The organism is Nocardia sp. bgisy118 (assembly GCF_057708605.1).
Genome location: NZ_JBYISM010000006.1, coordinates 210,776 through 237,294, shown reverse-complemented (window position 1 = coordinate 237,294; position 26,519 = coordinate 210,776). Strand labels below are relative to the sequence as shown.

Genomic DNA, 26,519 nt, shown 5'->3' with positions numbered 1-26,519 from the left:
CCGGGCGTCGTGCCCGGCGTCAGCCGATTTGGATGGTGAGGGTGGGGTGGCCGGTGGCGCCGTCGGGGATGACGTCGCGGCGTTCGGCGGTTTGGGTTTCGCCGGTGCCGTCGGTGGCGCGGGCGCGGAGGGTGTGGGTGCCGGGGGTGGCGTCCCAGTCGTAGACCCATTGGCGCCAGGTGTCGATGGACTGTTCGGTGGACAGGCGGGCCGGACGCCAGTCGCCGTCGTCGATCTGCACCTCGACGGCGGTGATGCCGCGGTGCTGGGCCCAGGCCACGCCCGCGACGGGGATGCGGCCGGGTGGTCTGCGGACCCGGCCGCGCGGGGTGTCGATGCGGGTGCCGGTCTTGATCGGGCCGAGGGCCGACCAACCGCGCCGGGTCCAGTAGGCGGTGGCGCGGTCGAACCGGGTGACCTCCAGTTCGGTCACCCATTTGGTGGCCGAGACATAGCCGTACAGGCCGGGCACCACCAGCCGGGCCGGATAACCGTGCGCCACCGGCAGCGGTTCGCCGTTCATGCCCACCGCGAGCAGGGCGTCGCGGCCGTCGGTGAGAACGGCCAGCGGGGTTCCCGACGTCCAGCCGTCCTTGCTGCGGGAGAGCACCATATCGGCGTCGGGATGCGGTCCGGCCTCGGCGAGCAGCTCGTCGAGACGGTAGCCGCGCCACAGCGCGTTGCCGATGAGATCGCCGCCCACGGGATTCGACACGCAGGCCAGCGTCACGAGCCGTTCCACCACTGGCCGCCGCGCGAGATCGGCCCAGCCGATGGTGATCTCGCGATCCACCATGCCGTGGATGCGCAGCGACCAGTCGTCGATCGAGACCTGCGGCAGGAAGAGCGCGGTATCGATCCGGTAGAAGTCGTCGTTGGCAGTGAGATACGGCGTCAGCCCCGGCACCCGCAGATCGGCATCGGGCAGCAACGAGATCGCGGGCTCGGTCGGCTGCGGCAGCGTGACCGCCGCGCGCTCGCCCGAGACGTCCCCGCGCCGCGCACCCCACAGCCGCCCACCCGCGCCGGCCAGCACGGCCACGCCGCTCGTGATCGCCATGCCCCGCAACAGATCTCGCCGCTGCGGGCCCGCCGCGATCCCCCCTGAGCCGGTCGAACCCGTCCCCGCATCCACTTCGGTCCGCAGGTCGGCGGCGCTTCGGGATGATTCCGCGGTCGCGTCGGCGCCGGTCCGCGGCTCGATGGCAGTGTCGGCGCGCGCAGCGGTGTCGGCTTCGGGATGCGTCGAACCATCCGCCTGCACTCGATCGGCGCGACTACTTGCGTCCGCACCCGAGTGAGGCTGCGCGCCAGGGGTTTCCGGTGCAACAGGGGAGTCGGCGGGGTGAACCTGTGCCGATGCCGTGGCGGGAGTCGTGTGATCGGAAGGCGGCGTGTTCGGTGGCGGCTGTTCGGATGCTGTGCCGGGAAACGCTTCGGTGATCTGCTCGGTCAGTACGCGGAGCGCGTATATCCCTGCGGCGACGCCGATTACGGTGGGAATCGCGGCGAGGACGCCGTAGCGTTCGGCGGCCAGGAACGCGGCGAGCAAGCCGAAGAAGACGAGCAGGGTGGAGCCCGTCGCGCGGTCGACGCGTTCGAGGGCGCCCGCGAGACCCGCGACGAAGACCGCGACGACAGCCATGCAGAGGAACAGCACCGTCTTGTCGGCCGTGCCGAACGTGCTGATCGCCCATTCGCGCAGGCCGTCGGGGGTGTGGTCGATGACCGCCGCACCGAGCACGTAGATCGGCGCGCTCTCGGACCGGATGAACGCGGCAAGCAGCTGCGCCACCCCGAGCGCCAGCCCGGCGGACACGATTCCAGCCCCCACCCGCCACCGCAGTACGGCCATGTCGCGAGCCTACTGCGCCCACCCGGCCCGCGCCCGCCCCGAAGTGCAAACCACCATTTCTCTCCCGTCGATTCCCTCTCGCGTCCGCTTACTCCTTGTGCTTCCGGTAGTAGCGCGCCACGCGGACCCGGTTGCCGCAGCGTTCGGGGGAGCACCAGCGGCGTTTGGGGTGGGCGGGCAGGAAGAGGAGCACGCAGTCGTCGGCCTCGCAGCGTTTGAGTTTGGCGAGGGCAGGGTCGGTGAGCAGGTCGGCCGCGGCTTCGGCGAGGACGGCCGACAGGCATGTGGCGGACGGGCCGTCGCGGTGCGGGGTGGCGACGACGGCGGCGCCGTCCCAGCGCAGGTGGCGGACGGCAGGGGCGGCGGCCTGCGCCGTGGTGAGCGCGCGCAGCGCCGCGGCGGGCGGGGGTTGGCCGTGCAGCACCGCGTCGAGGGCGGCGGCGATGTGGTCGCGCACGTCGTGCACGGCGGCCAGGTCAGCGCGAGCGGGTCGGTCCAGCGCCAGCTCGGGGTGGCGGTCGGATTGGCGGGCGAGCCAGTCCGCCAACTGTTCGGTGGTGGCGAGCAGATCCGTGCCGAGCGGTCGGGTGTTGACCAGGTCCAGCGCCAAGGGCTCGCCGATCAGCGGGGTCGTATCGGTCACCTTCTAATGGTACATCTCCGAGTTGACACATTAGAAGACGATGCGCTAGAACTAATGCATCACCACGTAGATAAGGCATGTGAAATGTTCGAGCTGCCCCGCGTTCAGCACCGCACCGTCGAGGTCGACGGCGTCGAGGTCTTCTACCGCGAATCGATCCCGGCGCGCCCCGACGCGCCGATCCTGTTGCTGCTGCACGGTTTTCCCTCGGGTTCACACCAGTTCCGTGCGCTGCTGCAGGCGCTCGGCGGCCACTACCGGCTGATCGCCCCCGACTACCCTGGCTTCGGACGCACCAGCGCCCCCGCCGATTTCGAGTACAGCTTCGATCGCCTCGCCGATGTGGTGGAGGGTTTCGTCCAGGCCCTCGATCTGCGCCGGTTCGCGATGTACGTCTTCGACTTCGGCGCCCCGATCGGCTTTCGGCTGGCCCTGCGCCACCCCGAATGGATCGCCGGGTTGGTGGTGCAGAACGGCAACGCCTACGAGGCCGGACTTTCCGAGGGCGCCAAGGAATTCGTCGCGCTGCGTCCGGAACAGGAGGGCGCCGAGGACACCATCCGCGGACTGCTCACCCTCGAGGGCACCCGCGGCCAGTACGAGCACGGCGTGCCCGATCCGTCGGTGCTCGCGCCCGAGAGCTGGCTGCTCGATCAGCACTTCCTCGAGCTGCCCGGCCGCAAGGAGGCGCAGGTCGCGCTGGCCTTCGACTACCAGTCGAACGTCGACGCCTACCCGGAATGGCAGCGGTGGCTGCGCGAGCACACCCCGCCCACGCTCGTCGTGTGGGGCGCCGAAGACCCGTTCTTCCCCGAGCCGGGCGCCCACGCCTACCTCGCCGACGTCCCCGACGCCGAACTGCACCTCTTCGACACCGGCCACTTCGCCCTGGAAACCCACCTGCCGGAGATTGCTCCGCTCATCGCGAAGTTCCTCGACCGGCTCTGAGCCGGCTGCGAACCGAGCCGCCGTAAGAGGAAGCCGCAGGTGCGCGTGCAAGCTGCGCGCAGGACCTGGCACGCGAATGGTGCGGACAGGCGCGACCGCTCTCTACCGAGCCGCCACTCGTCGGAGCCCCGACCGCGTGCGCAGGCTGCGTCCAGGACCTGATACGCGAATGGCGCAGCCGGGCGAGAATCCGCAGAAACGCGAAAGGCGCTGCCCGCGAAACGAACCCGCGGACAGCGCCTTTCGACCAGCTACTAGCTGTAGATCTTCTCCACCTCGGAGGCGTACTGCTTCATCACGACGGCGCGCTTGAGCGACATCTTCGGGGTGAGCTCGCCGCCCTCCTGGGTCCAGTCGACCGCGAGGATGCGGATCTTCTTGATCTGCTCGGCGTGCGAGACCTTCTTGTTGGTGTCGGCGATGGCGGCATCGATCTCGGCGACCAGGTCGGCGTGCTCGATGAGCTTCTCGATCGCGGTCTCGGCGGGCAGCCCTTTGCGTTCCTTCCAGCCGGGCAGCGCCTCCGGGTCGAGGGTGATCAGCGCGCCGACGAACGGCTGACCGTCGCCGACCACCATCACCTGGCTGATCAGCGGGTGCGACCGCAGCGAGTCCTCGAGCAGCGCGGGCGAGACGTTCTTGCCGCCCGCGGTGACGATGATTTCCTTCTTGCGGCCGGTGATGGTGACGAAGCCGTCGGCGTCGATGGCGCCGAGGTCGCCGGTCTTGAACCAGCCGTCGTCGAAGGCGTCCTCGGTGGCTTCCGCGTTGCCCCAGTAGCCGCCGAACACGACCGAGCCGCGCAGCAGCAGCTCGCCGTCCTCGGCGATCTTGACGGCGTGGCCCTCGATCGGGCGGCCGACCGAACCGACTCGAATCTTCTCCGGGGTGTTCACGGTGATGGCCGCGGTGGTCTCGGTGAGGCCGTAGCCCTCGTAGATGGTCACGCCGACGCCGCGGAAGAAGTGGCCGAGGCGCGCGCCGAGCGGGCCGCCGCCGGAGACGGCCGCCTCGCACTGACCGCCGAGCGCGACCCGCAGCTTGCTGTAGACCAGCTTGTCGAACACCGTGTGCTTGAGCTTGAGCACGAGGCCGGGGCCGCCGTTGTCCAGCGCCTCGCTGTAGGCGATGGCGGTGTCGGCAGCGGCGTCGAAGATCTTGCCCTTGCCGCCGTCGTGCGCCTTCTGCTTCGACGCGTTGAACACCTTCTCGAACACGCGCGGTACCGAGAGGATGAAGTGCGGCTTGTAGCTGCCGAACTGGTCGACCAGGGTGGACCAGTCGGAGGTGTGCGCGACGATCACCTTGGCGTCGAAGGCCGCCAGCGCCACCGCGCGCGCGAACACGTGCGCCAGCGGCAGGAACATCAGGGTCTTCTTGCCCTCGGTGACGTACTTGCTCAGCGCGATCCGGTCGGACTTCGACTCCGCGTAGAGGTTCGCGTGGCTGAGCATGACGCCCTTGGGGCGGCCCGTGGTGCCCGAGGTGTAGATCAGGGTGGCGGGCGAGGCGGCGCCGACCTGCGCGCGGCGGTCGTGCACGGCCTGATCGTCCAGCTCGGCGCCGCGGGCGAGCAGCTCGTCGATGGCGCCCTTGTCGATCTGGATGGTTTCCTTCAGCTCGGGCAGCGAGCCCGCCTCGATCTCGTCGATCGTGGCGCGGTGCTTGTCGTTTTCGACGACGAGCAGCTTGGTCGCAGAGTCCTGCAGGATCCACTTGGCCTGCTCGGCGGCGGAGCTGTCGTAGATGGCGACGGTGCAGGCGCCCGCCGCCCAGATGGCGAAGTCGAGCACAGCCCACTCGTAGCGGGTGGGGGCCATGATGGCGACGCGGTCGCCGAGTTCGATGCCGGAGGCGATGATGCCCTTGGCCACGCCCGTGACGGTTTCGGCGAACTCCGCCGCCGTGACGTCCCGCCAACCGCCGCTGCCGTTCGGCACGTTGAACAGCACCGCGTTCGGCGCCTGCTCGGCGTGGCGGAAGACGTTGTCGGAATTGTTCGCGTCATCCGGGATGGTGTAGGAAGCCGGGACTTCGAACTCTCGCATCAGTGCCCTTCCACGTGGGTTTACTCGCCAGTAATCTACGACACCTTGTGCCGGTCCGTGCGATCGACTACCGAAAATCTCGCCGCTCGGTAATCGGCCGCCCGATCCGGACTCGTTTGCCATCTTTCTGCACGGCCGGAGCGCAGGCGGAGGTACGCACTCATCCTAGGTCGCTCGCGCGCACCGGCTGGACGGCATCGCGCAGGAAATCGGAGAGTTCGCGCAGCGCCACCGCGGCGGGGCGGAACAATCCGGCCTGCAACTGGGCGACGTGCCATAGGCCCCGGCTCTCGGTGAACTGCACGTGCACTCCCGCGCCGCGCAGCGCCGCGACCAGTGCGACGCACTGGGCGTGCAGCAGCTCGCTGACGTCGACCTGGACATAGGTCGGCGGCAGTCCGTGCAGGACCCCGCGCAGCGGCGCGTAGCCGGGATCGTTCCCGTCGCCCTCGCCGAGGTAGGCGGCGGCGCAGGCGCGCGACCACGGCTTGTTGATCACCGTGTCGCTGTCGCGATCGGGGATCTCGTTGGGATCGCTCCACGGTGCGATCAGGCCGAGCGCCGCAGGGGTGATCCCGTGCTCGGCGATCAGCCGCTGCGCAGTGGCCAAGCTCAGGCCGCCGCCCGCCGAGTCGCCCGCGACGGCGATCTGATCGGGCCGGAAGCCCTTCTCGGACACCAGTTCCAGGAACGCGGCGACGGCGTCGTCCAGACCCGAGGGGAACGGGTGCTCCGGCGCCATCCGATAGTCGACGACGTACACCGCGCTGCCGGTGTCGCGGGCCAGCCGCGCCGCGAGCGAGCGGTGGGTGGCCATCGACCCGACCGCGTAGCCACCGCCGTGCAGGTAGAGCACGGCGGTGGTGGGGTTGGTCGAGTCCGCGATGTGCAGTTCGGCCGGACGAGCGCCGAGTCGCGTCTTGCGCACCGTGACGCCGGAGGGCATCGGTTGCAGCGGCGCGCCGAGATCCATCAGCTTGCGCTGCACCGTGAACGGCAGTCGAGCGTTGAGCATCAACCGGAACACCGGCTTCAGCAGCACGCGGCCGACGGGCAGCGGAATGTCGAATTCACGCATGGTCGTTCAGGGGAGGAAGGGCCGGTTGACCGCGGCGGCGATGCGCTGGTAGCCGGAGGCCGTGACCCGCACGAACACGTCGAGCAGCTTCGCCTCCCAGCCGATCAGCACCCGGCCGTGGCCCTTGCGCACGCCTTCGGTGATGGTCTGCGCGGCCATCTCCGGGGTGTGGATGGCCAGTTTCTTGTCGAACATGGACGCGGCCGACTTGCCGTCGATGCCCTCGGCGTAGGTGGCGTTGCGGGCCACCGCGGTCTTGATGCCGCCCGGGTGCACGCAGGTCACCTTGACCGGGTGCTTGCCGACCAGCATCTCCTGGCGCAGCGATTCGGTGAAGCCGCGCACCGCGAACTTGGCTGCGTTGTATGCGCTCTGGCCCGGCACGGCGATCAGGCCGAACAGGCTGGACACATTGACCACGTGGCCGTCGCCCGACTCGATGAGCATCGGCAGGAACGCCTTAGTTCCGTTGACGACGCCCCAGAAGTCGACATCCATGATCCGCTCGATGTCCTTGAACTCCGAGCGGATGACCTCGCCGTGGAACGCGATGCCCGCGTTGTTGTAGACCTGGTGCACCACACCGAAGTGCGCCTTCACCGCGTCGGCGTAGAGCAGCACCGCCTCGCGCTCTGCCACGTCGATCCGATCGGACTTGACCTTCGCCCCGAGCTGTTCGCAGCGACGGACGGTCTCGGCGAGGCCGTCGGTGTCGATGTCGGAGAGCGCGAGCTCGGCGCCGCGCGCGGCCAGGTTCTCGGCCAGCGCGCGGCCGATGCCGGAGCCCGCTCCGGTGATGACACAGACCTTGTTCTTGAAGTAAGCGTCGTTGCTCACGGGGATCACACCACTTTCAGTTCGCCGGGCGCGGTTGTCGTCGCGTAGGCGGAGACGTCGAAATTCTTTGTCAGCCTACGGAATTGGAAGGTGAAATCGGGCCACAGCGTCGTATTGTTGCCGTGCTTGTCCAAGTACCAGCTCGCGCAGCCGCCGGTGTTCCACACCGTCTTGCTCAGCTTGGCCTGCAGGTCCTTGTTGTAGGCGTCCTGCACTTCGCGGCGCACCTCGACGCTGCGCAGGCCGAGACGGTCGACGGTGGTGAGCGCGTCGGAGATGTAGTTGATCTGGGATTCGATCATGAACACCATCGACGTGTGGCCGAGACCGACGTTCGGGCCGAGCAGGAAGAACATATTGGGGAAGTTGGCGACCGCCGAACCCTTGTAGCCCTGCTGGCCGATCTCGTCGAAGACCTCGCTCAGCGTGCGGCCGTCGAGGCCGGTGATGGTCTCGTAGGTGGGCGAGTCGGTGACGTGGAAGCCGGTGGCCACGATCAGCGCGTCGATCTCGCGCTCGGTGCCGTCCTTGGTGACGATCGAGCCCGCGCGGATCTCGGCGATGCCGTCGGTGACCACGTCCACATTGTCGCGGCTCAGCGCGGGGTAGTACTCGTTGGAGATGAGCATGCGCTTGCAGCCGATGCGGAAGTCCGGGGTGACCTTCTTGCGTAGCTCCGGGTCACGCACCTCGTACTGCAGCTTGGCCTTGGCCAGCAGCTGGAAGCCCTGCATCAGCGCGGGGAACTTGGCCAGGCCGACGACCTGGGTCTCCCGGGCGGCGTAGATGGCCGCGCGGGACAGCCGCTGCACGCCGGGCAGGTACTTGAACGCGAGCTGCTCGGCCTTCAGGTACGGGCGGTCCATGCGGGGCAGCAGCCACGGCGCGGTCCGCTGGTAGACGTCCAGCTTGGCGACCCGCGGCGCGATGGACGGGATGATCTGGATGGCCGAGGCGCCGGTGCCGATGATGGCGACCCGCTTGCCGTTCAGGTCGGCGTCGTGGTTCCAGCGGGCCGAGTGGAAGATCTCGCCCTCGAAGGTGTTGATGCCTTTGATGTCCGGCTGGTTCGGCTCGCACAGCGCGCCGACCGCGGAGACGACCGTGTCGGCGGTGAAATCGCCCTTGCTGGAGGTGATTTCCCACCGCGCGGTGTCGTCGTTCCAGCGGGCGCCGGTCACGTCGCAGTCGAAGATGTGCTTGTCCAGCACGTTGTACTTCTTCGCCACGCCCTGGATGTAGGACTGGATCTCGCCCTGCCGGGAGAACGAGCGCGACCAATTCGGGTTGAGCGCAAAGGAATACGAGTACAGGTGCGAGGGCACGTCGCACGCGGCGCCGGGGTAGGTGTTGTCCCGCCAGGTTCCGCCGACATCGCCGCCGCGCTCCAGGACCAGGTAGTCGTTGCGACCCTGCTGACTCAGCCGGATGGCGAGACCCAGACCGGCGAAACCGCTGCCGATGATGATCGTCTTGGCATGGCGGACGGACCGGTCGCCGACAGCTTTGTCTGTAACCTTGCGACTCATGTAAGGGAGACTACGGTCTTATTGAGCAGCAGTCAACAGCAATTGAACCGCGTTCAGTAACATGAGTGCCGTGACCAGCAAAAGCTCCGGTGCAAACGGCAAGCGGACCCGGCTGAGCCCGGATGAACGCCGCCAGCAGCTGCTCGCGCTCGGCGCCAAGATGCTCGGTGAACGCACGATCGAGGAACTCTCGGTCAGCGAGATCGCGGCCCAGGCGGGGATCTCACGCGGCCTGCTGTTCCACTACTTCCCGACCAAGCAGGACTTCCAGCGCGAGGTCGTCCGGCACGCCAACGCCGAACTGCTGGAGCGGGTGGCGCCGGACCGGTCGCTGAGCATCTTCGACATGCTGCGCGATTCGATCGAGCGCTACGTCGACTACGTCAGCGAGAACCGCACGTCCTACCTGGCGCTCTTGCGTGGCCCGACCAGCGTCAGCCCCGACCTGGTGCCGCTGGTCGACCAGACCCGCGACGCCATCATCGGCATCATCCTCGCCGAGGCGCCGACTTCCGTCGACCCCGCCGCGAACCCGCGGCTCATGCTCGGCATGCGCGGGTGGGTCGCCTTCGTGGAGGAGACCACCCTCACCTGGCTGCGCACCGAGCCGATCACCCGCGAGGAACTGATCGACTTGCTGGTGGAATCCCTGCTCACGCTGGCCCTTGCCCTGAACCCGGAGCTCGCGGCGGCATTGCAGGGGTGAGTGGGGAGGCGATTCGGCCGGTCCACATCTCGCGCACTATCGCTTCGATGTCCCAGGTCGGCCGCCAGCCGAGTTCTTTTGCGGCGCGGGAACTGTCGCACACCAGTGTCGGCGGCTCCTGGGCGGCGGGGAGATGTTCGACCGGGATGGCGCGGCTGGTGATGCGGGACGTGAGAGCCACCAATTCGGCCACGCTGGTACCGATTTCGCTGCCGATGTTGTACCGGCGGCAGACGCCGAGGCCGGGCAGGTGCGCGATCGCCGCGGCGACGGCTCGGGCCGCGTCCTCGATGTGCAGGTAGTCGCGCGTCGCGCTGCCGTCGCCGTACACGCGCAGCCGATCGCTCGCCCCGGTCGCCACCGCCCGCAGCCGAGAAAGGATGCGTGTGTCGTCGGTGTCGGCGCCGCCGACCAGGTTGGACAGGCGCAGGACGGTCGCGGCCAGGCGGCCCGACGCGGCTTGCGCGGCGATGGCGGATTCCGCCGCCTGCTTGCTCGCGGCGTAGGGGTGCGGCGGCGCGTCGGGGACGTCCTCGGTCATCGGCTGGACATCGGTGGCGTAGATCGCCGCGGTCGACGCGAAGACCAGCTTCTCGATGCCCGCCTGCGCCATAGCGTCCAGCAGTGCCACGGTGCCGCCGACGTTGACCTGGAAATACGGCAGCGGGTCGGCGACGGAGTCCCTGGCGCGGGTGAGCCCGGCCAGATGACAGACGGCGTCGACGCCGCGGACCGCGACCGTAAGCGATTCGGGCTCTAGAAGATCCGCTACCCGGATTGCCGCTTCCGTTGGCGCGCGGACACTTTCGCGACGGACGAGCGCGACGACCTGATGTCCGTCCCGGCGCAGCCGCGCGGTGACGGCGCTGCCCAGGTAGCCGTTGGCGCCCGTGACCAGAATCCGCACGCCGCCCCCTCAGGCCAGGAACGGCGCCAGCTGCGGCACCGCCTCGACGGGGTGTTCGGCCTGGATCTCCTCGTCGATCGAACGGAACTCCCAACCTTGGTGCGCGCGAACGAGTTTGCCCGCGAGAAAACCGGTGTGCGCGTGGATCTTGCTGAGGTCGTAGCGGGCGATCTCGGTCTTCGTCATGCCGTCGACGACGCGGCAGAAGGCGTTCTCGATCTTCTCGAACGTCTGGCCGGTGTAGCAGGTCACCAGGAAGAACACGGTGGTGACCTGCGGGGAGATCCTGGTCAGGTCGAGCGTGATGATCTCGTCGTCGCCGTCACCCTCGCCGGTCGTGTTGTCGCCGAGGAGGCGGACCGACCCGTCCTGCGAGGTCAGCTGCTCGTGGTACACCACGTCGACGATCGCGTCCCCCGCGAAGAGCAGCGCCGACGCGTTCAAGTCGATGTCCTTCGTTTTCCCCGGCAACCACCGCCGCTTGGCCGCCGGATCCCATCCGGCAGCCATCTGTACGACAGCCAGGGAATCCCCACCCGAATTCGGAACCACTTCGCACCGATCCCTTCCACGGCGCGCCCCTCGCGCCACGCCACCACCCTAGGAGCTGACGCGTGTCTGCATCGCCACATCCGCTCCGGCGCCAGAGCGCCATTTCGTCCGACCACGTGTCCCGGTCATCCGCGGTCCTGTTCGTCGGGCCGCGCTACTGGTCCGGCACGGACGAGGCGGAGCGCAGGTGCGGAACTCCGGCCGCCGAGTGGCCGGGAAACGGCGAACGCCGGGGCGAAACCGGCTGGGGGACCAGCGGTTTCGCACCCGGCGTGCGAGGCAGCTAGAGGTTAGCTGGTGGGCGCGAACGCCTCCCCGACGATCTCCGCCTGCTCGACGGCGTGCACCTTGGACGAACCCGAGGACGGGGCCGACATGGCGCGGCGGGAGATGCGGCGGAGTTTGCCGAGACGCTCCGGGAGCAGCTCGGGGAGGTTGAGGCCGAAGAAGGGCCAGGCGCCCTGGTTGGCCGGCTCCTCCTGAACCCACGCGATGTCGGTCGCGTTCGGGTACCCCTCGAGCGCCTCGTTCAGGCGGAACTTGGGCAGCGGGTAGAGCTGCTCGATCCGCACGATGGCGATGTCCTCGCGCTTCTGCTTCGTCTTCTCGGCGACCAGCTCGTAGTAGAGCTTGCCGCTGGTCATCAGCACTCGCTTCACCTTGGCGCGATCGCCGACGCCCTGCTCGTAGGTGGGCTCGTCGAACACGGAGTGGAACTTGGACTCGGTGAAGTCCTTGAGGTCCGACACCACGGCCTTGTTGCGCAGCATCGACTTCGGGGTGAAGACGATCAGCGGACGACGGATGCCGTCGTGCGCGTGGCGGCGCAGCAGGTGGAAGTAGTTCGCCGGGGTGGACGGCACCGCGACGGTCATCGAGCCCTCCGCGCACAGCTGCAGGAAGCGCTCGATGCGGCCCGAGGTGTGGTCGGGGCCCTGGCCCTCGTGGCCGTGCGGCAGCAGCAGCACCACGTCGGAGAGCTGGCCCCACTTGGCCTCACCGGAGGAGATGAACTCGTCGATGATGGACTGCGCGCCGTTGACGAAGTCGCCGAACTGCGCCTCCCAGAGCACCAGCGCGTTCGGGTTGCCCAGCGAGTAGCCGTATTCGAAACCGACGGCGGCGAATTCGCTCAGCGCCGAGTCGTGCACCGCGAACCAGCCGGGCTTCTCGCTGCCGATGTTGTGCAGCGGGGTGTATTCCTCGGCGGTCTTGCGGTCGATGATCACCGAATGCCGCTGGGTGAAGGTGCCGCGGCGCGAGTCCTGACCGGTCAGGCGCACCGCGCGGCCCTCGTCGATCAGCGTGCCGAAGGCCATCAGCTCGGCGAAGGCCCAGTCGACCTTGCCCTCGTAGGCCATCTCGCGGCGCTTCTCCAGCACCGGCTTGACGCGCGGGTGCACGTTGAAGCCGTCGGGGACGTTGAGGAACGCGTCGCCGATGCGCTGCAGCACGGCCTTGTCGACCGCGGTCTGCACGGTCGCGGGCACCTTCTGGTCGTCCTCGACCGACTCGCTCGGCCCGGGCGGGAACTTCTCCAGTTCGCGGACCTCGTTGAACACGCGCTCCAGCTGGCCTTGGTAGTCGCGCAGCGCGTCCTCGGCCTCTTTGATGGAGATGTCGCCACGGCCGATCAGGCTCTCGGTGTAGCTCTTGCGCACCGAGCGCTTGGTGTCGATGACGTCGTACATGTACGGCTGGGTCATCGACGGGTCGTCGCCCTCGTTGTGGCCGCGACGGCGGTAGCAGATCAGGTCGATGACCACGTCCTTGCGGAACTTCTGGCGGAAGTCGACCGCCAGACGCGCCACCCAGTCGCAGGCCTCCGGGTCGTCGCCGTTCACGTGGAAGATCGGCGCGCCGATGAACTTGGCGATGTCGGTGGAGTATTCGGTGGAGCGGCTGTTCTCCGGCGAGGTGGTGAAGCCGATCTGGTTGTTCACCACGATGTGGATGGTGCCGCCGACCCGGTAGCCGCGCAGACCCGAGAGGTTCAGCGTCTCGGCGACCACGCCCTGGCCCGCGAACGCGGCGTCACCGTGCAGCATCAGCGGCATGACGGAGAAGCCCTCGGGGCCGTCGCCCTTGTCGAGCAGGTCCTGCTTGGCGCGGACCAGACCCTCGAGCACCGGGTCGACCGCCTCCAGGTGCGACGGGTTGGCGGTCAGCGAGACCTCGATCTCGTTGTCGCCGAACATCTGCAGGTAGGTGCCGCGCGCGCCGAGGTGGTACTTCACGTCGCCGGAGCCATGCGTGGCCGCCGGGTTCATGTTGCCCTCGAACTCGGTGAAGATCTTCGAGTACGGCTTGCCGACGATGTTGGCGAGCACGTTGAGGCGGCCGCGGTGCGGCATGCCGATGACGACCTCGTCGAGCGAGTGCTCGGCGCTCTGGTCGATGACCGCGTCCATCATCGAAATGACCGCTTCGGCGCCTTCCAGCGAGAAGCGCTTCTGGCCGACGTACTTGGTCTGCAGGAAGGTCTCGAAGGCCTCGGCCGCGTTCAGCCGGTTCAGGATGTACTTCTGCTGGGCGACAGTCGGCTTGACGTGCTTCTGCTCGACACGCTCCTGGATCCACTGCAGCTGGTCGGTTTCCAGGATGTGCATGTACTCCACGCCGATGTGGCGGCAGTAGGCGTCGCGCAGCACCGAGAGCACGTCGCGCAGCTTCATCCGCTCTTCGCTGTGGAAGCCCGCGACGGCGAACTCGCGGTCCAGGTCCCACAGCGTGAGGCCGTGCTGGGTGACGTCGAGGTCCGGGTGGCTGCGGAACTTGTCTTTGATCAGGCGCAGCGGGTCGGTGTCGGCCATCAGGTGGCCGCGGTTGCGGTAGGCCGCGATCAGCTCGAGCACGCGCGAGCTCTTGTCGACGCCGCGCTCCTTGATGTCCTTGCGCCAGCGCACCGGCTCGTACGGCACGCCGAGGCCGTGGAAGATCTCGTCGTAGAACTCGTCGGAGATCAGCAGTTGGTGGATGGTGCGCAGGAAGTCGCCGGACTCCGCGCCCTGGATGATGCGGTGGTCGTAGGTGGAGGTCAGCGTCATCAGCTTGCCGACGCCGAGGTCGGCGACGCGCTCGTCGCTCATGCCCTGGAACTCGGCCGGGTACTCCATGGCGCCCGCGCCGATGATCGCCCCCTGACCGTTCATCAGGCGGGGCACCGAGTGCACGGTGCCGATGGTGCCCGGGTTGGTCAGCGAGATGGTGACGCCGGAGAAGTCCTCGGCGGTCAGCTTGCCCTCGCGGGCGCGCCGCACGATGTCCTCGTAGGCGGTGTGGAACTGCCCGAAGGTCATCTCCTCGGTGCCCTTGATGGCCGCGACGACCAGCGAGCGGTTGCCGTCCTTGCCCGGCAGGTCGATGGCCAGGCCGAGGTTGGTGTGCGCGGGGGTGACCGCGTTCGGCTTGCCGTCGATCTCGGCGAAGTGCCGGTTCAGGTTCGGGAACGCCTTGACCGCCTGCACGATGGCGTAGCCGAGCAGGTGGGTGAAGGAGATCTTGCCGCCGCGGGTGCGGGCCAGGTGGTTGTTGATGACCAGACGGTTGTCGATCATCAGCTTGGCCGGGATGGCGCGCACCGAGGTCGCGGTCGGGATGGCCAGCGAGGCGGCCATGTTCTTGGCGACCGCGGCGGCGGCGCCACGCAGCACCTTCGCCTCGTCGGCCGCCTCGGCGGGCTTGGGGCCGCCGGAGGTCGGCGCCGCGTTCGAGGTCGGCGCCGGAGTGGTCTGAGGGGCGCGCGCGGTGGCCTTGGCCGGAGCCGCGGGCTTGGCGGCCGGAGCCGCGGGCTTGGCGGCCGGAGCGGGAGCCGGTGCGGGCGCGGGCTTGGCGGCGGCCGGGGCGGGCTTCGCGGCCGGGGCAGGCGCGGGAGCCGGGGCGGGCGTCGCGGGAGCCGGGGCGGCGTTCGAGGTCGGCGCGGCGGACTGCGAGTTGGTGGCTTCGCCGCTCGCTTCGGGGGTGTAGTCGGCGAGGAACTCGTGCCAACTCTCATCGACCGACGATGGATCCTCTTTGTACTTCAGATACATCTCGTCGACTAGCCACTGGTTCTGTCCGAACTGGGAAGTTGAGCTGCTCACAGCAGGTGTTCGCCTCATTTCGTTCTTCGCGCTGCGACGTTTGTGACGTGCCCGGCATGGGGATCAGCGGATGCGCGCCGATGGACCCTCTGTCGAGGATATGCCCAGCAGCAAATCGACGAAGCTACCCACCACCGGACAGACCCAAACTCTTCTGTGCAGACTCGTCCGGGTCCGAGAATATTCCTCCGGTCTCGCGGGCCGCCGTCCAGAGTCGGGTATAAGTTCGGCCGGCCGCGAGCAGGTCCGCGTGGGTGCCGAATTCCGTGATCCGGCCGCGCTCGACGACCGCGATCCGATCGGCCCGCGCGGCCGTGCCGAGACGATGCGCGACGACCACCGTGGTGCGTCCTCGGGTCAGCGATCTGCTCGCTACCAGCACGGACGCCTCGGTCTCCGGGTCAAGCGTCGCGGTGGCCTCGTCGAGCAGCAACAAGTCGGGACCGACCAGTTCGGCCCGGGCCAGCGCGATCAACTGACGCTGTCCGGCCGACAGCCCGCGCCCGCGTTCGCCGACCGGTTGCCGCAGTCCGAGGGGCAGCGCGGCGATCATGTCGGTTGCGCCGACGGCCGCGGCCGCGGCGCGGATCTCCGCCTCTGTTGCGGAAGGTTGTCCGAATGCAATGTTGCTGGCGACGTCGCCGGTGAAGAGGTGAGCTTCTTGGGGGACGATGCCGAGCCGGGAACGGTAGTCGGCGAGGCGGTATTCGCGGATGTCCACGCTGTCGACGACGATCGCCCCTCGCGATCTCTCTTCGGTGAGCCTGGCATCGCTCGGCGCGGCGGCGGAGGCGGCGGCGGATTCCGTGCCCGCGTCGAGAGTCGAACGCGGCAGGTCGTAGAGGCGGGCCAGCAGCTTGACGATCGTCGACTTGCCCGCGCCCGTCGGCCCGACCAGCGCCAGCGTGGACCCGGCCGGAATGCGCAGGTCGATATCGTGCAGCGCCGGGTTCTCGGTCCCCGGATAACGGAAGTGCATGTGATCGAGCGCGACCTCGCCGCGCAGACCGTCGGTGATCGCCACGGCGTCCGGCGGATCCGCCGCGATCGACGACGGGGTGCGCAGCAGCTCGCCGATCCGGCGCAGACCGACCCTGGCCTGCTGGTAGCCGTCGAAGACCTGGGACAGCTGCGTGATCGGCCCGAACATCAGTTCCAGGTAGAGCACGAAAGCGACCAGCGTGCCTGCCGTCGTCGCACCCACCGCGACCTCGCGTGCGCCGACGAACACCACCGCGGCCAGCGCCAGATCGGCCCAGGCGATGACGAAGGCGAAGTACAGAGCGATCGCCCGCTGCGCCCGCATCCTGGCATTGCGATAGCGCTCGGAGTATTCGGCGAACCGCCGCGCGGCGCGGGGTTCGTGCCGGTTGGCCTGCACCGCGCGCAGGCCGGTGACGTTCTCCTGGAAATCGGCGTTCACCGTGGAGACGCGTTCCCGCGACACGGTGTACGCGGTGGAGGAGACGCGCCGGAACAACACCGTCGCCACGACCAGCGGCGGCAGCGCCAGCAGCGCGACCACGGCCAGCGAGACGTCGATGACCAGCAGCGCCACCACGATGCCGAGCAGGGTGAGCGCGCCGATGAGGGTGGTGGCCACGCCCGTCTGCAGGAAGCTGGACAGCGCGTCCACGTCGGTGGTCATCCTGGTCATGATCCGGCCGGACAGTTCCCGCTCGTAGTAGTCGAGGCCGAGCCGCTGGAGATGCGCGTAGCTGCGCACGCGCAGGCCGTAGAGGACGCGCTCGCCGGTGCGCGAGGTGAGCACGATAGTCGTGGCGCCGACCGCGAAACCGGCCGCGACCAGCGCGACGCCGAGCGCCCCCGCGATCCGCAGCGCGTCGGGCTGCCCGGCGCTCACGCCGGTGTCGATGGCGTAGCGCACCAGCGCGGGGAAGGCGACGCCGACGAGCGCGTCCAGTGCGAGCAGGCTCACCACGGTCAGCACCAGGAGGCGGACCGGGCGCAGCAGTCGCGCCAAACGGAAACCGGGATCGGGCTCGCGCAACTCGCGGTCGTCCAGGCCCGGTTCTTCGGTGGCGGGCGGCAACAGCTCGATGGTCCGGCGCAACTCGGGGGTTTCGGCCAAGTCGGCCGCCGCGCCGAAGCCGCCGCCCATCCGGCCCGCGACCCGGGGTGCGCGGGCCGATTCGCCGGGTTCGTCCGTCGCGGGTGGCGGCTGGGCCGGCGCGGGCAGGCGGATCACCCGGTCGGCGTGGGCGAGCGTCGATTCGCGGTGCGCCAGGATGATCGTGGTGCGGCCGCCTCGGTCGGGCAGCGTGTCGAAGATGGCGGCTTCGGTGACCGCGTCCACCGCCGAGGTGGCGTCGTCGAGGACCAGGACGCGCGGGCGGGCGAGCAGCACCCTGGCCAGCGCGATGCGCTGGCGCTGGCCGCCGGAAAGGGTGAGGCCGCGCTCTCCGACGACGGTGTCGTATCCATCCGGCAGTTCGCCGATGAACTCGTCGGCGGCGGCCAGCTTGGCGGCCTGCCTGATCTCGGCGTCGGTGGCGTCCGTCCGGCCGAGCGCGATGTTGGCGGCGATCGTGTCGGAGAACAGGAACGGGTCGTCGAACACCACGCCGACGGCGGCGCGCAGGTCGGCGGCGGCGACGTCGGCGATGTCCACCGGTGACTCGGCGGGTCCGGCTCCGAAGAGCCGGATGCGTCCGGCGTCGGGCGCGTAGAAGCGCGGCAGCAGCAGCGACAGGGTCGTCTTGCCCGAACCCGCCGGGCCGATGATCGCGACCGTCTCGCCAGGGCGCACGGTCAGGTCGAGATCGCGCAGGATCGACAAGCCGGGGTCGAATCCGAAAGTGAGCGAGTCGATCTCGACGCCCAGTGGGCCGTCCGGCAGCGCGGCGGGTGCGGGCGGGTCGGCGATCACCGGCGCGGTGTCGATGACCTGGAAGACGCGTTCGGCGGCGGCCCGGGTGAGTTGCGCCAGGATGACCACCGAGGACATGGCGCGGGTGGCCGAGGTCATGGTGGCCACGTAGGCGGCGAAGGCGAGGAAAGTACCGAGCCCGATCGAGCCCTCGAGCGCGAGCCACCCGCCGAAAGCGATCACCCCGACCAGCCCGGCCTGCGGAATCGCGGCCACCACCGGCGCGAAGCGGGCATCCACCCGCGCGGCGCGCATGCGTTCGGCGTAGAGCTTGCGGCCGTGTCCTTCCAGCACGTCGACCATTCGGGCTTCCTGCCCGAAGCCCTTCACCACCCGCACCCCGGTGACCGTCTCCTCGACGTGCTGGGCCAGGTCGGCGGCCCGCTGCTGGGCCGACCAGGTCGCCGCGAACAGCCGCGGCCGCATCCGGTACACCACCGCGGCGATGCCGGGCACCACCAGCAGGGCGACCACCGCCAGCGGCGGCGAGAGCCACAGCATCACGCCTGCGGCGAGCAGGAACTGCAACAGCGCCATCCCGGAGAGCGGCACCATCGCGAGCAGCCCCTGAACCAACTGGAGGTCCGTGATCGACCGGGAGACCACCTGTCCCGTGCGCAGCGCGTCCTGACCCGCGCCGTCCAGTCGTTGCAGCGAACCGAGCAACCGCACCCGCAGGCCGTGCTGGACGTCGAGCGAGAGCCTGCCCGCGAGCAGCCGCCTGCCGAACGCGGCGCCGAACCGTCCGGCGGCGAGCAGCGCGAGCAGGGCCGCGATCACCCCGATCACCCCGGTGTCTCCGACGCCGGCCGCGTCGACCGCGCGCTTGGTGAGCAGCGGTGCGGTCACCTCCACCAGCGCGCCCGCCAACACCGCGGCCAGGACGCCCGCGATGGTGCCGGGATGCGACCTGCTCTCGTCCCACAGCCGCCGTATCCAACCCCGCCCCGTCGTGCTCCGCTCAGTCAATTGCGCTGTTCACCGTCCGCTCCTTGAACTCCCTCGTCAGCCTGCGCACGGCCGGAGGTACGCCTTCGAAGGTAATGACGCGCGGCGACACACCGCTTGTTCCCGGAGTCTGTCCGCGGCGCTTGGCGCGTCCTTCGCCGCGGTTCTAATCTCGCCGCCATGACAACGCAGGGGGATTTCACACGTCGCTTTCACCAACTCCGACACGACGTCGACGACGTCTACGAACAGGTCGGCGAACTGCAACGCCAGGTACGCCACGGATTCCGCAAGGTCGACAAGCGATTCTGCAAGATCGAGGCGCGGCTCGACATGGTGGATTCGCGGCTGGACGGTATGGATTCGCGGTTCGACGCGATGGACTCGCGGTTCGACGCGATGGACTCGCGGCTGGACGCGATGGATTCGCGGTTCGACGGCATGGATTCGCGGTTCGACGGCATGGATTCGCGGCTGGACGGTATGGATTCGCGGCTGAACCAGATCGAGCACGGCGTCGCGGAGGTTCTCCGGATGCTGCGGGGCGGGCGCGGGATCACGCCCGCCGGTGACGGCCGCGGATCACATGTCGCGGCTGCGCAGTTGCCACCAGCCCGCGCCGGCGATTCCGATCGTCCACAGCAGTAGCACGACGAAGGCGGCCGGGGCCGGGGCGAGGATGTCGCTGTCCGGGAAGGAGTCGGCCGCCACCGTGGCGACGGTCGCCGACCCGGGCAGCAAGGTGACCACGCCGCCGAGCCCGATGCCGTTGGCCACCAACCAGATCAGCGGCTCGATGACGAGCAGCCAGCCGAGGATCAGCGCGACAGCGCCGGTCGATTGGCGTAGCAGCAGCCCGAGTCCGGCGCCGAGCAGCGACCAGCAGACCGCCGCGAGCAGGCCGGTGCCGAACACCGTCAGCAGTCGCGTGCCGAACTCGAACTTGCCGCGGCCGAAGGCCAGCAGGCAGCCGAACGCGACGAGCTCGACCAGTACCGCGACAGCGAGCGTGTACCCACCGGTGACCAGCAGTTTGGCCGCTGCCAGCCGATCACGGTCGGCGGTGAACTGCGAGGTCACCGGCATCGTCCGATAACGGAACTCGCCGCCCGCGCCCGCCGCGCCGAAGACCGCGGCGGCCAGGATCGTCGCGGTGAGCGCCAGATACAGCCCGATCGTCGCGGCACCGGTGGCCAGCGCGGAATCCGGGTCCGCGGGCCCGGCCATCACCGAGGTCACCGTGGAGGCGACCAGCGCGATCGCGGGCAGCAGCACGCCGAGCGCCAGGCACCAGCGCAGCGTGTAGACCTTGCGCACCTCGGAGTTCACCGGCGGGACGAGGTCCGGGGGCAGAGTGATCATCGCGGAATCCCGTAGGGCGTCGGCTGCGGATGGGGTGCGTGCGTGCCCGGCGCCGGGAACATCGGCGCCGCGGTTCTGCTCGGTTTCGTCAGCGAGGCGAGCACGCGGTCGGGGTGGATCGGATCCGGCGTGACGCTGTCCAGCCGGACCCCGGCGGCCTTGGCCGCGTCGACGATCTCCGCTTCGCTCGCCTCGGCCACCGCGAGCCGCCCGTCGGGGCGGATCACCGCGTCGGTGTAGCCGCGTGCGGCGAGCATCGTGGCCAGCGCCACCGGAGTGGATGCGGCGACGACGAGCCGGTCGGGGTGATGGCGGCGCAGTTTCGCCGGAGTGCCCTGGTAGACGACCGCGCCCTCGCTCAGCACGATCAGCTGATCGGCCATCGCCACCACCGCGGCCAGGCTCGCGCTGGACAGCACCACCGTGCCGCCGCGGCGCGTGTGCCTGCGCAGGAAATCGTGCAGCCAGCCGCGTTCGGCGGCGTCGAGTCCCTCGGTGGGCTCGTCGAGGATCAGCACCCTCGGATCGGTGAGCAGCGCGGTGGCCAGCGCCAGCCGGGTCTGCTGGCCGACGGTGAGCGCACCCGTCTTGACGCGCGCGGCCGCGTCCAGCCCGACCGACTCGAGCACCGGGTCGACCCGCGCGTCCGGCACCCCGGCCGCTGCCGCGTACACCAGCAGGTGATCGCGGGCGGCGCGCGCCGGATGCAGTCCGCGCGGCGTGAGCATCCCGCCCACCGGGGACAGGCCGATCTCCGCGCTCCCCGAAGAAGGTTCGAGCAGCCCGAGCAGAATCCGCAGAATCGTGGTCTTGCCCGCGCCCGCCGGACCGACCAGCGCGGCGGTGCCGCCCACCGGGACGCTGAAGTTCACGTTCTCCACGGCCGGACCCAGCTCGTACCGCTTGCTCAGGCCGCGCACGACCAGAGCGGGCTTGGCTGCGGTCATTTCGGTCCGGCGGGGAAGTGCGGCGGGGTGGCGTCGAGCGCGGGCAGCGGATCGGCGTCGACGACCAGCTGCCGGTTGAGCGGCCAGAAGGCGGGCGCGGGCCCGAATGCCTTCTGCGCGTTGAGGACCGTGGTCTTGCCGAGGGTACGGTTACCGACGCCGCCGATCACCGCGCCGATGCCCATCGGGATCACCTTGCCCGCCATCAGCGCCAAGCGTTTGGTGAGGAACCGCACGAGGAACCGCTTCATCAGCGAGTCGTTCATGCTGGACAGGCCGGGAATTCGGTTGGCGAGCAGCGTGCCCCAGTTCTTGGCCGACTGCCCGACCGAGCGCTCCACGATCTCCATGCCGGTGTCGCCGAGCACCACCGCGAGCACCAGCGCCCTGCGCTGTTCCTTGGCCTCCGGCGCGATGCCGTGCACGGCGGCGATCGCCAGCGTGTACAGCGCCGAGGCCTCCAGGAAGAACGCCGTCTCCGCGGTGATGGTCGCCAGCGAGGCGACCGTGCCCACGCCGGGCATGGCCGCGGTCGCGCCCGCCGCTGTGCCGCTGCCGGTCACCGCGAGCAGGTACTGCCGCTCGATCCGGTCGATGATCTGGGCCGGGGTCTCATCGGGATGGGCGCGCCGGACTCGATCGATGTACTTCTCGACCGCGGGCGCCTGCAGCTTCGATCCGTTCTCGAGCAAGGCGATCACGGTCTTCTCGAACGCGCCGTGCCTCATCGGCAACACCCCTTAAGTCCTCTGCCTTCGCTGGCAGAACTCTATGGCACCGAGCCGTCGTCGGACCAACACGACAACGAACCGGATCATCTCCCGGGTTCCCGGGGCCTGCCGACTGAAACGACCGGGTTACGCCGGTCCGCGCAGCGCGGGCACCCGCTCCGAGAGCGGCGGCGGTGGCGGCGGAGTGCCGTCGCCGAACGGGCGGCCGCCCAGCTCCTCGCGTCCGTGCGCGGTCAGCCAGTTGCTCAGGTCGGGACCTTTGGGCACCACCTTCGTCGGATTGATGTCGGTGTGCACCACGTAGTAGTGGGTCTTGATCTGCTCGAAATCGATGGTGTCGCCGAAGCCTGGGGTCTGGTAGAGGTCGCGGGCGTAGGCCCACAGCACCGGCATCTCGCTCAGCTTCTGCCGGTTGCACTTGAAATGACCGTGGTAGACGGCGTCGAAGCGGACCAGCGTGGTGAACAGCCGCACATCGGCCTCGGTGATCGTGTCGCCGACCAGGAAGCGTTGTCCGGCAAGCCGATCCGAGAGCCAGTCCAGGCGGGCGAAGAGCCGGTCATAGGCGGCGTCGTAGGCGTCCTGGGCGCCCGCGAAGCCGCAGCGGTAGACGCCGTTGTTCACATCGCGGAAGACGACGTTGTTGATCTCGTCGATCTCGGCGCGCAGCGGCTCCGGGTACAACGCGGGCGCGCCCGGCCGGTGGAATTCGGTCCATTCGGTGGAGAAGTCCAGCGTCATCCTGGCGTAGTCGTTGGTCACCACCTCGCCGGTCGGAATGTCGACCACGGCGGGGACCGTGATGCCGCGCGGATAGTCGGGGAAGCGAGCCAGATAGGCGTCGCGCAGCCGCGGGATGCCGAGCACCGGGTCCACGCCGCCGGGATCGAGATCGAAAGTCCAGCTCAGCTTGTCGTGGGTGGGGCCGCACAGGCCGAGCGAGAGCACGTCCTCCAGACCGAGCAGCCTGCGCACGATGAGGGTGCGGTTGGCCCATGGGCACGCGCGGGCCGCGACCAGCCGGTATCGGCCGGGCGCCACCGGGTAGCCGTCGCGCCCGTCGGCCGTGATGCGGGTGGTGATGTAACGGGTGTCCCGCTTGAACTCGCCCGGTTCGACGTAGGAACCGCTTTCCGATGCCGCCTTGGTCACCTCGCCAGTCTGGCAGATTCAGGTCTTAGGCTGACGCAATGACCGAACGTAGTGAAACGAAGGCGACTCGGCTGGAACGCGAAACCACCGACGGCGGCGCCGAGGTAGCCGTCCTGACGCTGGCCAACCCGCCGCTGAACCTTTTCGATCAGGCCATGTTCGACGCGCTGGTCGACGACATCGCCGCACTGACCGCGAACCCGCCGCGCGCGCTGCTGCTGCGCGCCGAGGGCAAGGTGGTCTCTGGTGGCGTCGACGTGCACGTATTCGACGGATTGACCACCGAGGAGGGCGCCGAGCTGTGGCGCTCGCTGTTCGCGCAGATCATCCACCCGCTGGAGGCGCTGCCGTGTCCGGTGCTGTTCGCCGCGCACGGCCTCACCCTGACCGCCGCCTTCGAAATCGCGTTGGCCTGCGACATCATCCTGGCCGCGCCGAAGGCGAAGTTCGGTCTGGTGGAGACCGTTGTCGGACTGACCCCGTCGATGGGCGGCCCGCAGCGCCTGGCCGAGCGCGCCGGATCGGGCCGCGCCCGCGAGTTCGTCATGACGGGTGATCTCTACGACGCGAAGACCATGGCCGACTGGGGCGTGGTGAACGCCGTGCACGAGGACGTCGACAGCGCCGCAAGGGAACTCGCGCACCGGCTGGCGCAGGGGCCGACCAAAGCGCACGCGGCGACCAAGCAGATCGTCGCGGCCTGGCGTTCCGGCGGTGTGGCGCACGCCGATTCGGTGACTCCCGAGGTGTCCGGCGAGCTGTTCGCCACCGACGATCTGCGCGGCGCCGTGCGGAGCTTCCTCGAGGTCGGTCCGGGCAAGGCGACGTACACCGGCCGGTGACGGCGGGGACACGGTAAATCGACTATTCCGGCGAAATTGTGATCGGCGTCATATAGTCGCAGGTGCCTGGCAGCTAGAGGCACCCGCGCGGAGGACACATGTCGCAGCTCTTGGTCGAATACCCCCTCACTCATTCGCCTGCGTGCAGCAACCCGCTGGCCCGCGGCGCCGACGGCGTGCTGCGCTACGGCAACCTCACCCCGGCGCTCACCGAGCTACTCGATCTACAGGTGCACGCCTTCGCGTCGCGCGAGGCGGTCGTCGAGCTCGGTGGGCCCCGGCTCACCTACCGGGAGCTGTGGCACTCGGCCTCCCGTATCGCGGGCGGCCTGCAGGAACACGGTGTCGGGTACGGCGACCGGGTCGCCATCCACATGCCGGCGGGCGTCCGCTGGGTGCAGGCGTTCCTCGGCGCTCTGCTCAGCGGCGCGGTGCCGGTGCTGGTGCCCGACGGGCTGCCCGCGCGGGTGGCCGCGCAGGTGATCACCGACAGCAGTGCGGATTTCGTGCTCGGCGGCGCTCGCGGCGGCGAGGCCGAGCTGCCGGACGGCGCCGCGTTCATCGATGACGGTGCGGCGCTGAACGATCTCGCGCTGCTCTGTTACACCAGCGCCACTCGCAAGGGCGTCGAGCTGACCAACGAGAACCTGCTCTCGGCGGTCCGGTCGGTCGTCGCCGCGCTGGATCTGCCCACCGACGGCGTGCGCAATCTGGTGCTGCCGCCGCTGGCGCACGCCAGCGGGTGCGTCGACCAGTTGCTGCCCACCTTCGCGGTGGGCGGCACCGTGGTGCTCGCACCGGACGGCCGCGGACTCGCGGAAGCCCTTGTGGCCGAACGGGTCGACATGGTGTCGGGCACGCCGCGCATCTTCGCCGGACTGCTCCCCGAGCTGGCCGCGCTGCGCGCCGACGGCGTGCCCACCGAGGGCATCAGCCGGGTCAGCAGTGCGGGCCACCATGCCGAGCGGACCCCTGGTGATCTCGCCGCCGCGCTGCGCGAGGCGTTCCCCTCGGCCAGGCACTGGTCGGTGTGGGGCTCCACCGAGACCAGCGGCATCGGCCTCGCGGTGGACGACACCGAAGCGCCCGCCGACGCGGGCCGCGTACTCGGATTCGCTTTCGGCGGTACCGAATTGGCGCTGTGGGGTCCGCGGGCCGCGGCGGGTCACGGTGAATTGCTCTGTCGTGGACCGAATGTCACGCGTCGGTACTGGAACGATCCGGAGACCACCGCGCATCGGTTCACGGGCAGTTGGTTCCACACCGGTGACCAGGTCTCGATCGACGACCACGGCCTGGTCCGGAGCGAAATCGCCTGAGGCGATGGGTTATTCCAGCATCCGGTCGCGCAGACGCGCGCGCAGCCCGGATGTCAGCCCGACGACCTCGAGGTAGCGGTCGAAGTCGCCGTGCAACTGCCGGACCGATTCCAGTGCCATCGCCAGGTACTCCTCGCGCACGCCGAGCAGGTCCTCGGAGAAGCGCGCGCCCGGCGGCAGGGTGGGCTCGATCAGTGCGCGCAGCGGCTCGACGGCCTCGTTGCTGATCATGAAGTCGGCGAGCACATCCTCCTCGACCACGTCCACCGCCCGCAGCAGCGTCGCCACGGCCCAGCCGGTGCGGTCCTTGCCCGCCGCGCAGTGCACCAGCACCGCGCCGTCGCCGTCCACGATGGATTGCGCGATGGCGGTGATCGCCGTGTTCGCCTCCGGCAGCGCCGGGAACTCGCGGTAGACCTCGAGCATGTGCTCGAACGCCGACTCGGTGCGCGTTTCGTGCGGGGGCGCCTCGCCCATCCGCGAGTCGAAGGGCGTGACGCTGCGCCGCACGCCGTCGGGCAGGTTGTCGTGCCCCATGTGGTCGATCTCCCGGATACCGCGCAGATCGAAGACCTCGGCCACGCCCAGTTCGCGCAGACTGTGGTGGCCGCGCTCGTCGAGTCCGCTGAGCTGGGCCGAGCGCAGCAGCACGCCGGGGCGCACCTTGGCGCCCTCGGCGGTGCGCAGACCACCGGTGTCGCGGAAGTTGAACGTGCCGGAGAGGAAGAACTGATCGGCGGGAGGCGGGAGAGTCACCGATCCAGGCTATCGGCCGCCCATATCGCGGTGGTGTCGTTCCCGGATCGAACGCCGAACACGGGGTGAACCAGTTACATCGCGAGTTTGTGCGGTTAGTCACAGGATCTGCGAGTGCGGCATGGCGATCCGTAAAGTGGATCAACGTGTGTCTTTCGGCCGCGAGGGGCCGGTAGTCACCCCAGAACGTCGATCGGCGGGACACTGCAGCGTTGCAGAGTGATTCCGTTTGGGTAACAAAACATTCTTCCAGTCTGGAATACCCGCTGAACCCGTTCTCAAACCCCGAAAACCCTCTACCATTGATGAACGTTGGACCGGGCAGCCTGGGGATTTCTGGTCGCTCGCCAAAGTTCAGCGAGTCGCGCCATCGGAGGTGCGCGAGTT

General features: G+C 69.2%; 20 protein-coding genes. 5 read left to right on the top strand and 15 right to left on the bottom strand.

Annotation, left to right across the window (positions count from 1 at the left end; genetic code table 11):
• Positions 1–19: 19 nt before the first annotated feature.
• Positions 20–1,855: a molybdopterin-dependent oxidoreductase gene (locus tag AC3EO7_RS10305; protein WP_435591065.1), complete on the bottom strand. Its 1,836-nt coding sequence runs from the start codon at positions 1,853–1,855 to the stop codon at positions 20–22.
• Between the two features lie 88 nt (positions 1,856–1,943).
• Positions 1,944–2,498: a CGNR zinc finger domain-containing protein gene (locus AC3EO7_RS10300; protein ID WP_435591064.1), complete on the bottom strand. Its 555-nt coding sequence runs from the start codon at positions 2,496–2,498 to the stop codon at positions 1,944–1,946.
• An 84-nt stretch (positions 2,499–2,582) separates the two neighbouring features.
• Here AC3EO7_RS10300 and AC3EO7_RS10295 point away from each other — a divergent pair, with 84 nt between their 5' ends.
• Positions 2,583–3,446, top strand: coding sequence for an alpha/beta fold hydrolase (locus AC3EO7_RS10295; protein WP_431967617.1), 864 nt, complete (start codon positions 2,583–2,585; stop codon positions 3,444–3,446).
• A 254-nt stretch (positions 3,447–3,700) separates the two neighbouring features.
• On the opposite strand, the gene AC3EO7_RS10290 is transcribed toward AC3EO7_RS10295, so the two are convergent.
• From AC3EO7_RS10290 to AC3EO7_RS10275, 4 genes are all read right to left on the bottom strand, one after another.
• Positions 3,701–5,494 carry an AMP-dependent synthetase/ligase gene (locus tag AC3EO7_RS10290; protein WP_431967619.1) on the bottom strand — a complete coding sequence of 598 codons (1,794 nt, stop codon included), beginning with the start codon at positions 5,492–5,494 and terminating at the stop codon, positions 3,701–3,703.
• A 160-nt stretch (positions 5,495–5,654) separates the two neighbouring features.
• A complete protein-coding gene (locus AC3EO7_RS10285; RefSeq protein WP_431967621.1) occupies positions 5,655–6,572 on the bottom strand; it encodes an alpha/beta hydrolase in 918 nt (305 codons plus the stop codon).
• A 6-nt stretch (positions 6,573–6,578) separates the two neighbouring features.
• Positions 6,579–7,409 carry an SDR family NAD(P)-dependent oxidoreductase gene (locus AC3EO7_RS10280; RefSeq protein ID WP_431967623.1) on the bottom strand — a complete coding sequence of 277 codons (831 nt, stop codon included), beginning with the start codon at positions 7,407–7,409 and terminating at the stop codon, positions 6,579–6,581.
• A gap of 5 nt (positions 7,410–7,414) precedes the next feature.
• Complete coding sequence (locus AC3EO7_RS10275; protein ID WP_431967625.1) at positions 7,415–8,938, bottom strand: flavin-containing monooxygenase; 1,524 nt, start codon at positions 8,936–8,938, stop codon at positions 7,415–7,417.
• Positions 8,939–8,999: 61 nt separating this feature from the next.
• Between AC3EO7_RS10275 and AC3EO7_RS10270 the strand changes: the two genes are divergently transcribed.
• On the top strand, positions 9,000–9,644 hold the full coding sequence (locus AC3EO7_RS10270) for a TetR/AcrR family transcriptional regulator (RefSeq protein WP_431967627.1): 645 nt from the start codon (positions 9,000–9,002) through the stop codon (positions 9,642–9,644).
• On the opposite strand, the gene AC3EO7_RS10265 is transcribed toward AC3EO7_RS10270, so the two are convergent.
• The 4 genes from AC3EO7_RS10265 to AC3EO7_RS10250 all read right to left on the bottom strand — a co-directional run bounded on the left by AC3EO7_RS10265 (position 9,592) and on the right by AC3EO7_RS10250 (position 19,044).
• A complete protein-coding gene (locus AC3EO7_RS10265) occupies positions 9,592–10,551 on the bottom strand; it encodes an NAD-dependent epimerase/dehydratase family protein (protein ID WP_431967629.1) in 960 nt (319 codons plus the stop codon). The genes AC3EO7_RS10270 and AC3EO7_RS10265 overlap by 53 nt on opposite strands.
• A gap of 9 nt (positions 10,552–10,560) precedes the next feature.
• Positions 10,561–11,103: a TerD family protein gene (locus AC3EO7_RS10260; RefSeq protein ID WP_435591063.1), complete on the bottom strand. Its 543-nt coding sequence runs from the start codon at positions 11,101–11,103 to the stop codon at positions 10,561–10,563.
• 290 nt (positions 11,104–11,393) lie between these two features.
• A complete protein-coding gene (locus AC3EO7_RS10255; protein ID WP_431967633.1) occupies positions 11,394–15,203 on the bottom strand; it encodes a multifunctional oxoglutarate decarboxylase/oxoglutarate dehydrogenase thiamine pyrophosphate-binding subunit/dihydrolipoyllysine-residue succinyltransferase subunit in 3,810 nt (1,269 codons plus the stop codon).
• Between the two features lie 106 nt (positions 15,204–15,309).
• Complete coding sequence (locus tag AC3EO7_RS10250; RefSeq protein WP_435591062.1) at positions 15,310–19,044, bottom strand: ABC transporter ATP-binding protein; 3,735 nt, start codon at positions 19,042–19,044, stop codon at positions 15,310–15,312.
• 159 nt (positions 19,045–19,203) lie between these two features.
• On the opposite strand from AC3EO7_RS10250, the gene AC3EO7_RS10245 reads away from it, so the two are divergent.
• Positions 19,204–19,671, top strand: coding sequence for a hypothetical protein (locus AC3EO7_RS10245; protein WP_435591061.1), 468 nt, complete (start codon positions 19,204–19,206; stop codon positions 19,669–19,671).
• Here AC3EO7_RS10245 and AC3EO7_RS10240 read toward each other — a convergent pair.
• From AC3EO7_RS10240 to AC3EO7_RS10225, 4 genes are all read right to left on the bottom strand, one after another.
• Positions 19,606–20,385: an ABC transporter permease gene (locus tag AC3EO7_RS10240; RefSeq protein ID WP_431967639.1), complete on the bottom strand. Its 780-nt coding sequence runs from the start codon at positions 20,383–20,385 to the stop codon at positions 19,606–19,608. The two genes, AC3EO7_RS10245 and AC3EO7_RS10240, sit on opposite strands and share 66 nt — an antisense overlap.
• Positions 20,382–21,332 carry an ABC transporter ATP-binding protein gene (locus AC3EO7_RS10235; RefSeq protein WP_431967641.1) on the bottom strand — a complete coding sequence of 317 codons (951 nt, stop codon included), beginning with the start codon at positions 21,330–21,332 and terminating at the stop codon, positions 20,382–20,384. The genes AC3EO7_RS10240 and AC3EO7_RS10235 overlap by 4 nt, the downstream gene beginning before the upstream one ends.
• Complete coding sequence (locus AC3EO7_RS10230) at positions 21,329–22,060, bottom strand: hypothetical protein (protein ID WP_431967643.1); 732 nt, start codon at positions 22,058–22,060, stop codon at positions 21,329–21,331. The genes AC3EO7_RS10235 and AC3EO7_RS10230 overlap by 4 nt, the downstream gene beginning before the upstream one ends.
• Before the next feature lie 129 nt (positions 22,061–22,189).
• Entirely contained in the window at positions 22,190–23,215 is a 1,026-nt protein-coding gene (locus AC3EO7_RS10225) for a glutathione S-transferase family protein (protein ID WP_435591060.1), read from the bottom strand.
• Positions 23,216–23,253: 38 nt separating this feature from the next.
• Between AC3EO7_RS10225 and AC3EO7_RS10220 the strand changes: the two genes are divergently transcribed.
• Positions 23,254–24,057 (top strand): enoyl-CoA hydratase/isomerase family protein, encoded by an 804-nt coding sequence (locus AC3EO7_RS10220; RefSeq protein WP_435591059.1) that lies wholly within the window; start codon positions 23,254–23,256, stop codon positions 24,055–24,057.
• A gap of 98 nt (positions 24,058–24,155) precedes the next feature.
• Positions 24,156–25,376: a class I adenylate-forming enzyme family protein gene (locus AC3EO7_RS10215; protein ID WP_431967649.1), complete on the top strand. Its 1,221-nt coding sequence runs from the start codon at positions 24,156–24,158 to the stop codon at positions 25,374–25,376.
• 9 nt (positions 25,377–25,385) lie between these two features.
• Here the strand turns inward: AC3EO7_RS10215 and AC3EO7_RS10210 are convergent, their stop codons facing one another.
• A complete protein-coding gene (locus AC3EO7_RS10210) occupies positions 25,386–26,132 on the bottom strand; it encodes a tyrosine-protein phosphatase (protein WP_431967651.1) in 747 nt (248 codons plus the stop codon).
• Positions 26,133–26,519: the final 387 nt, after the last annotated feature.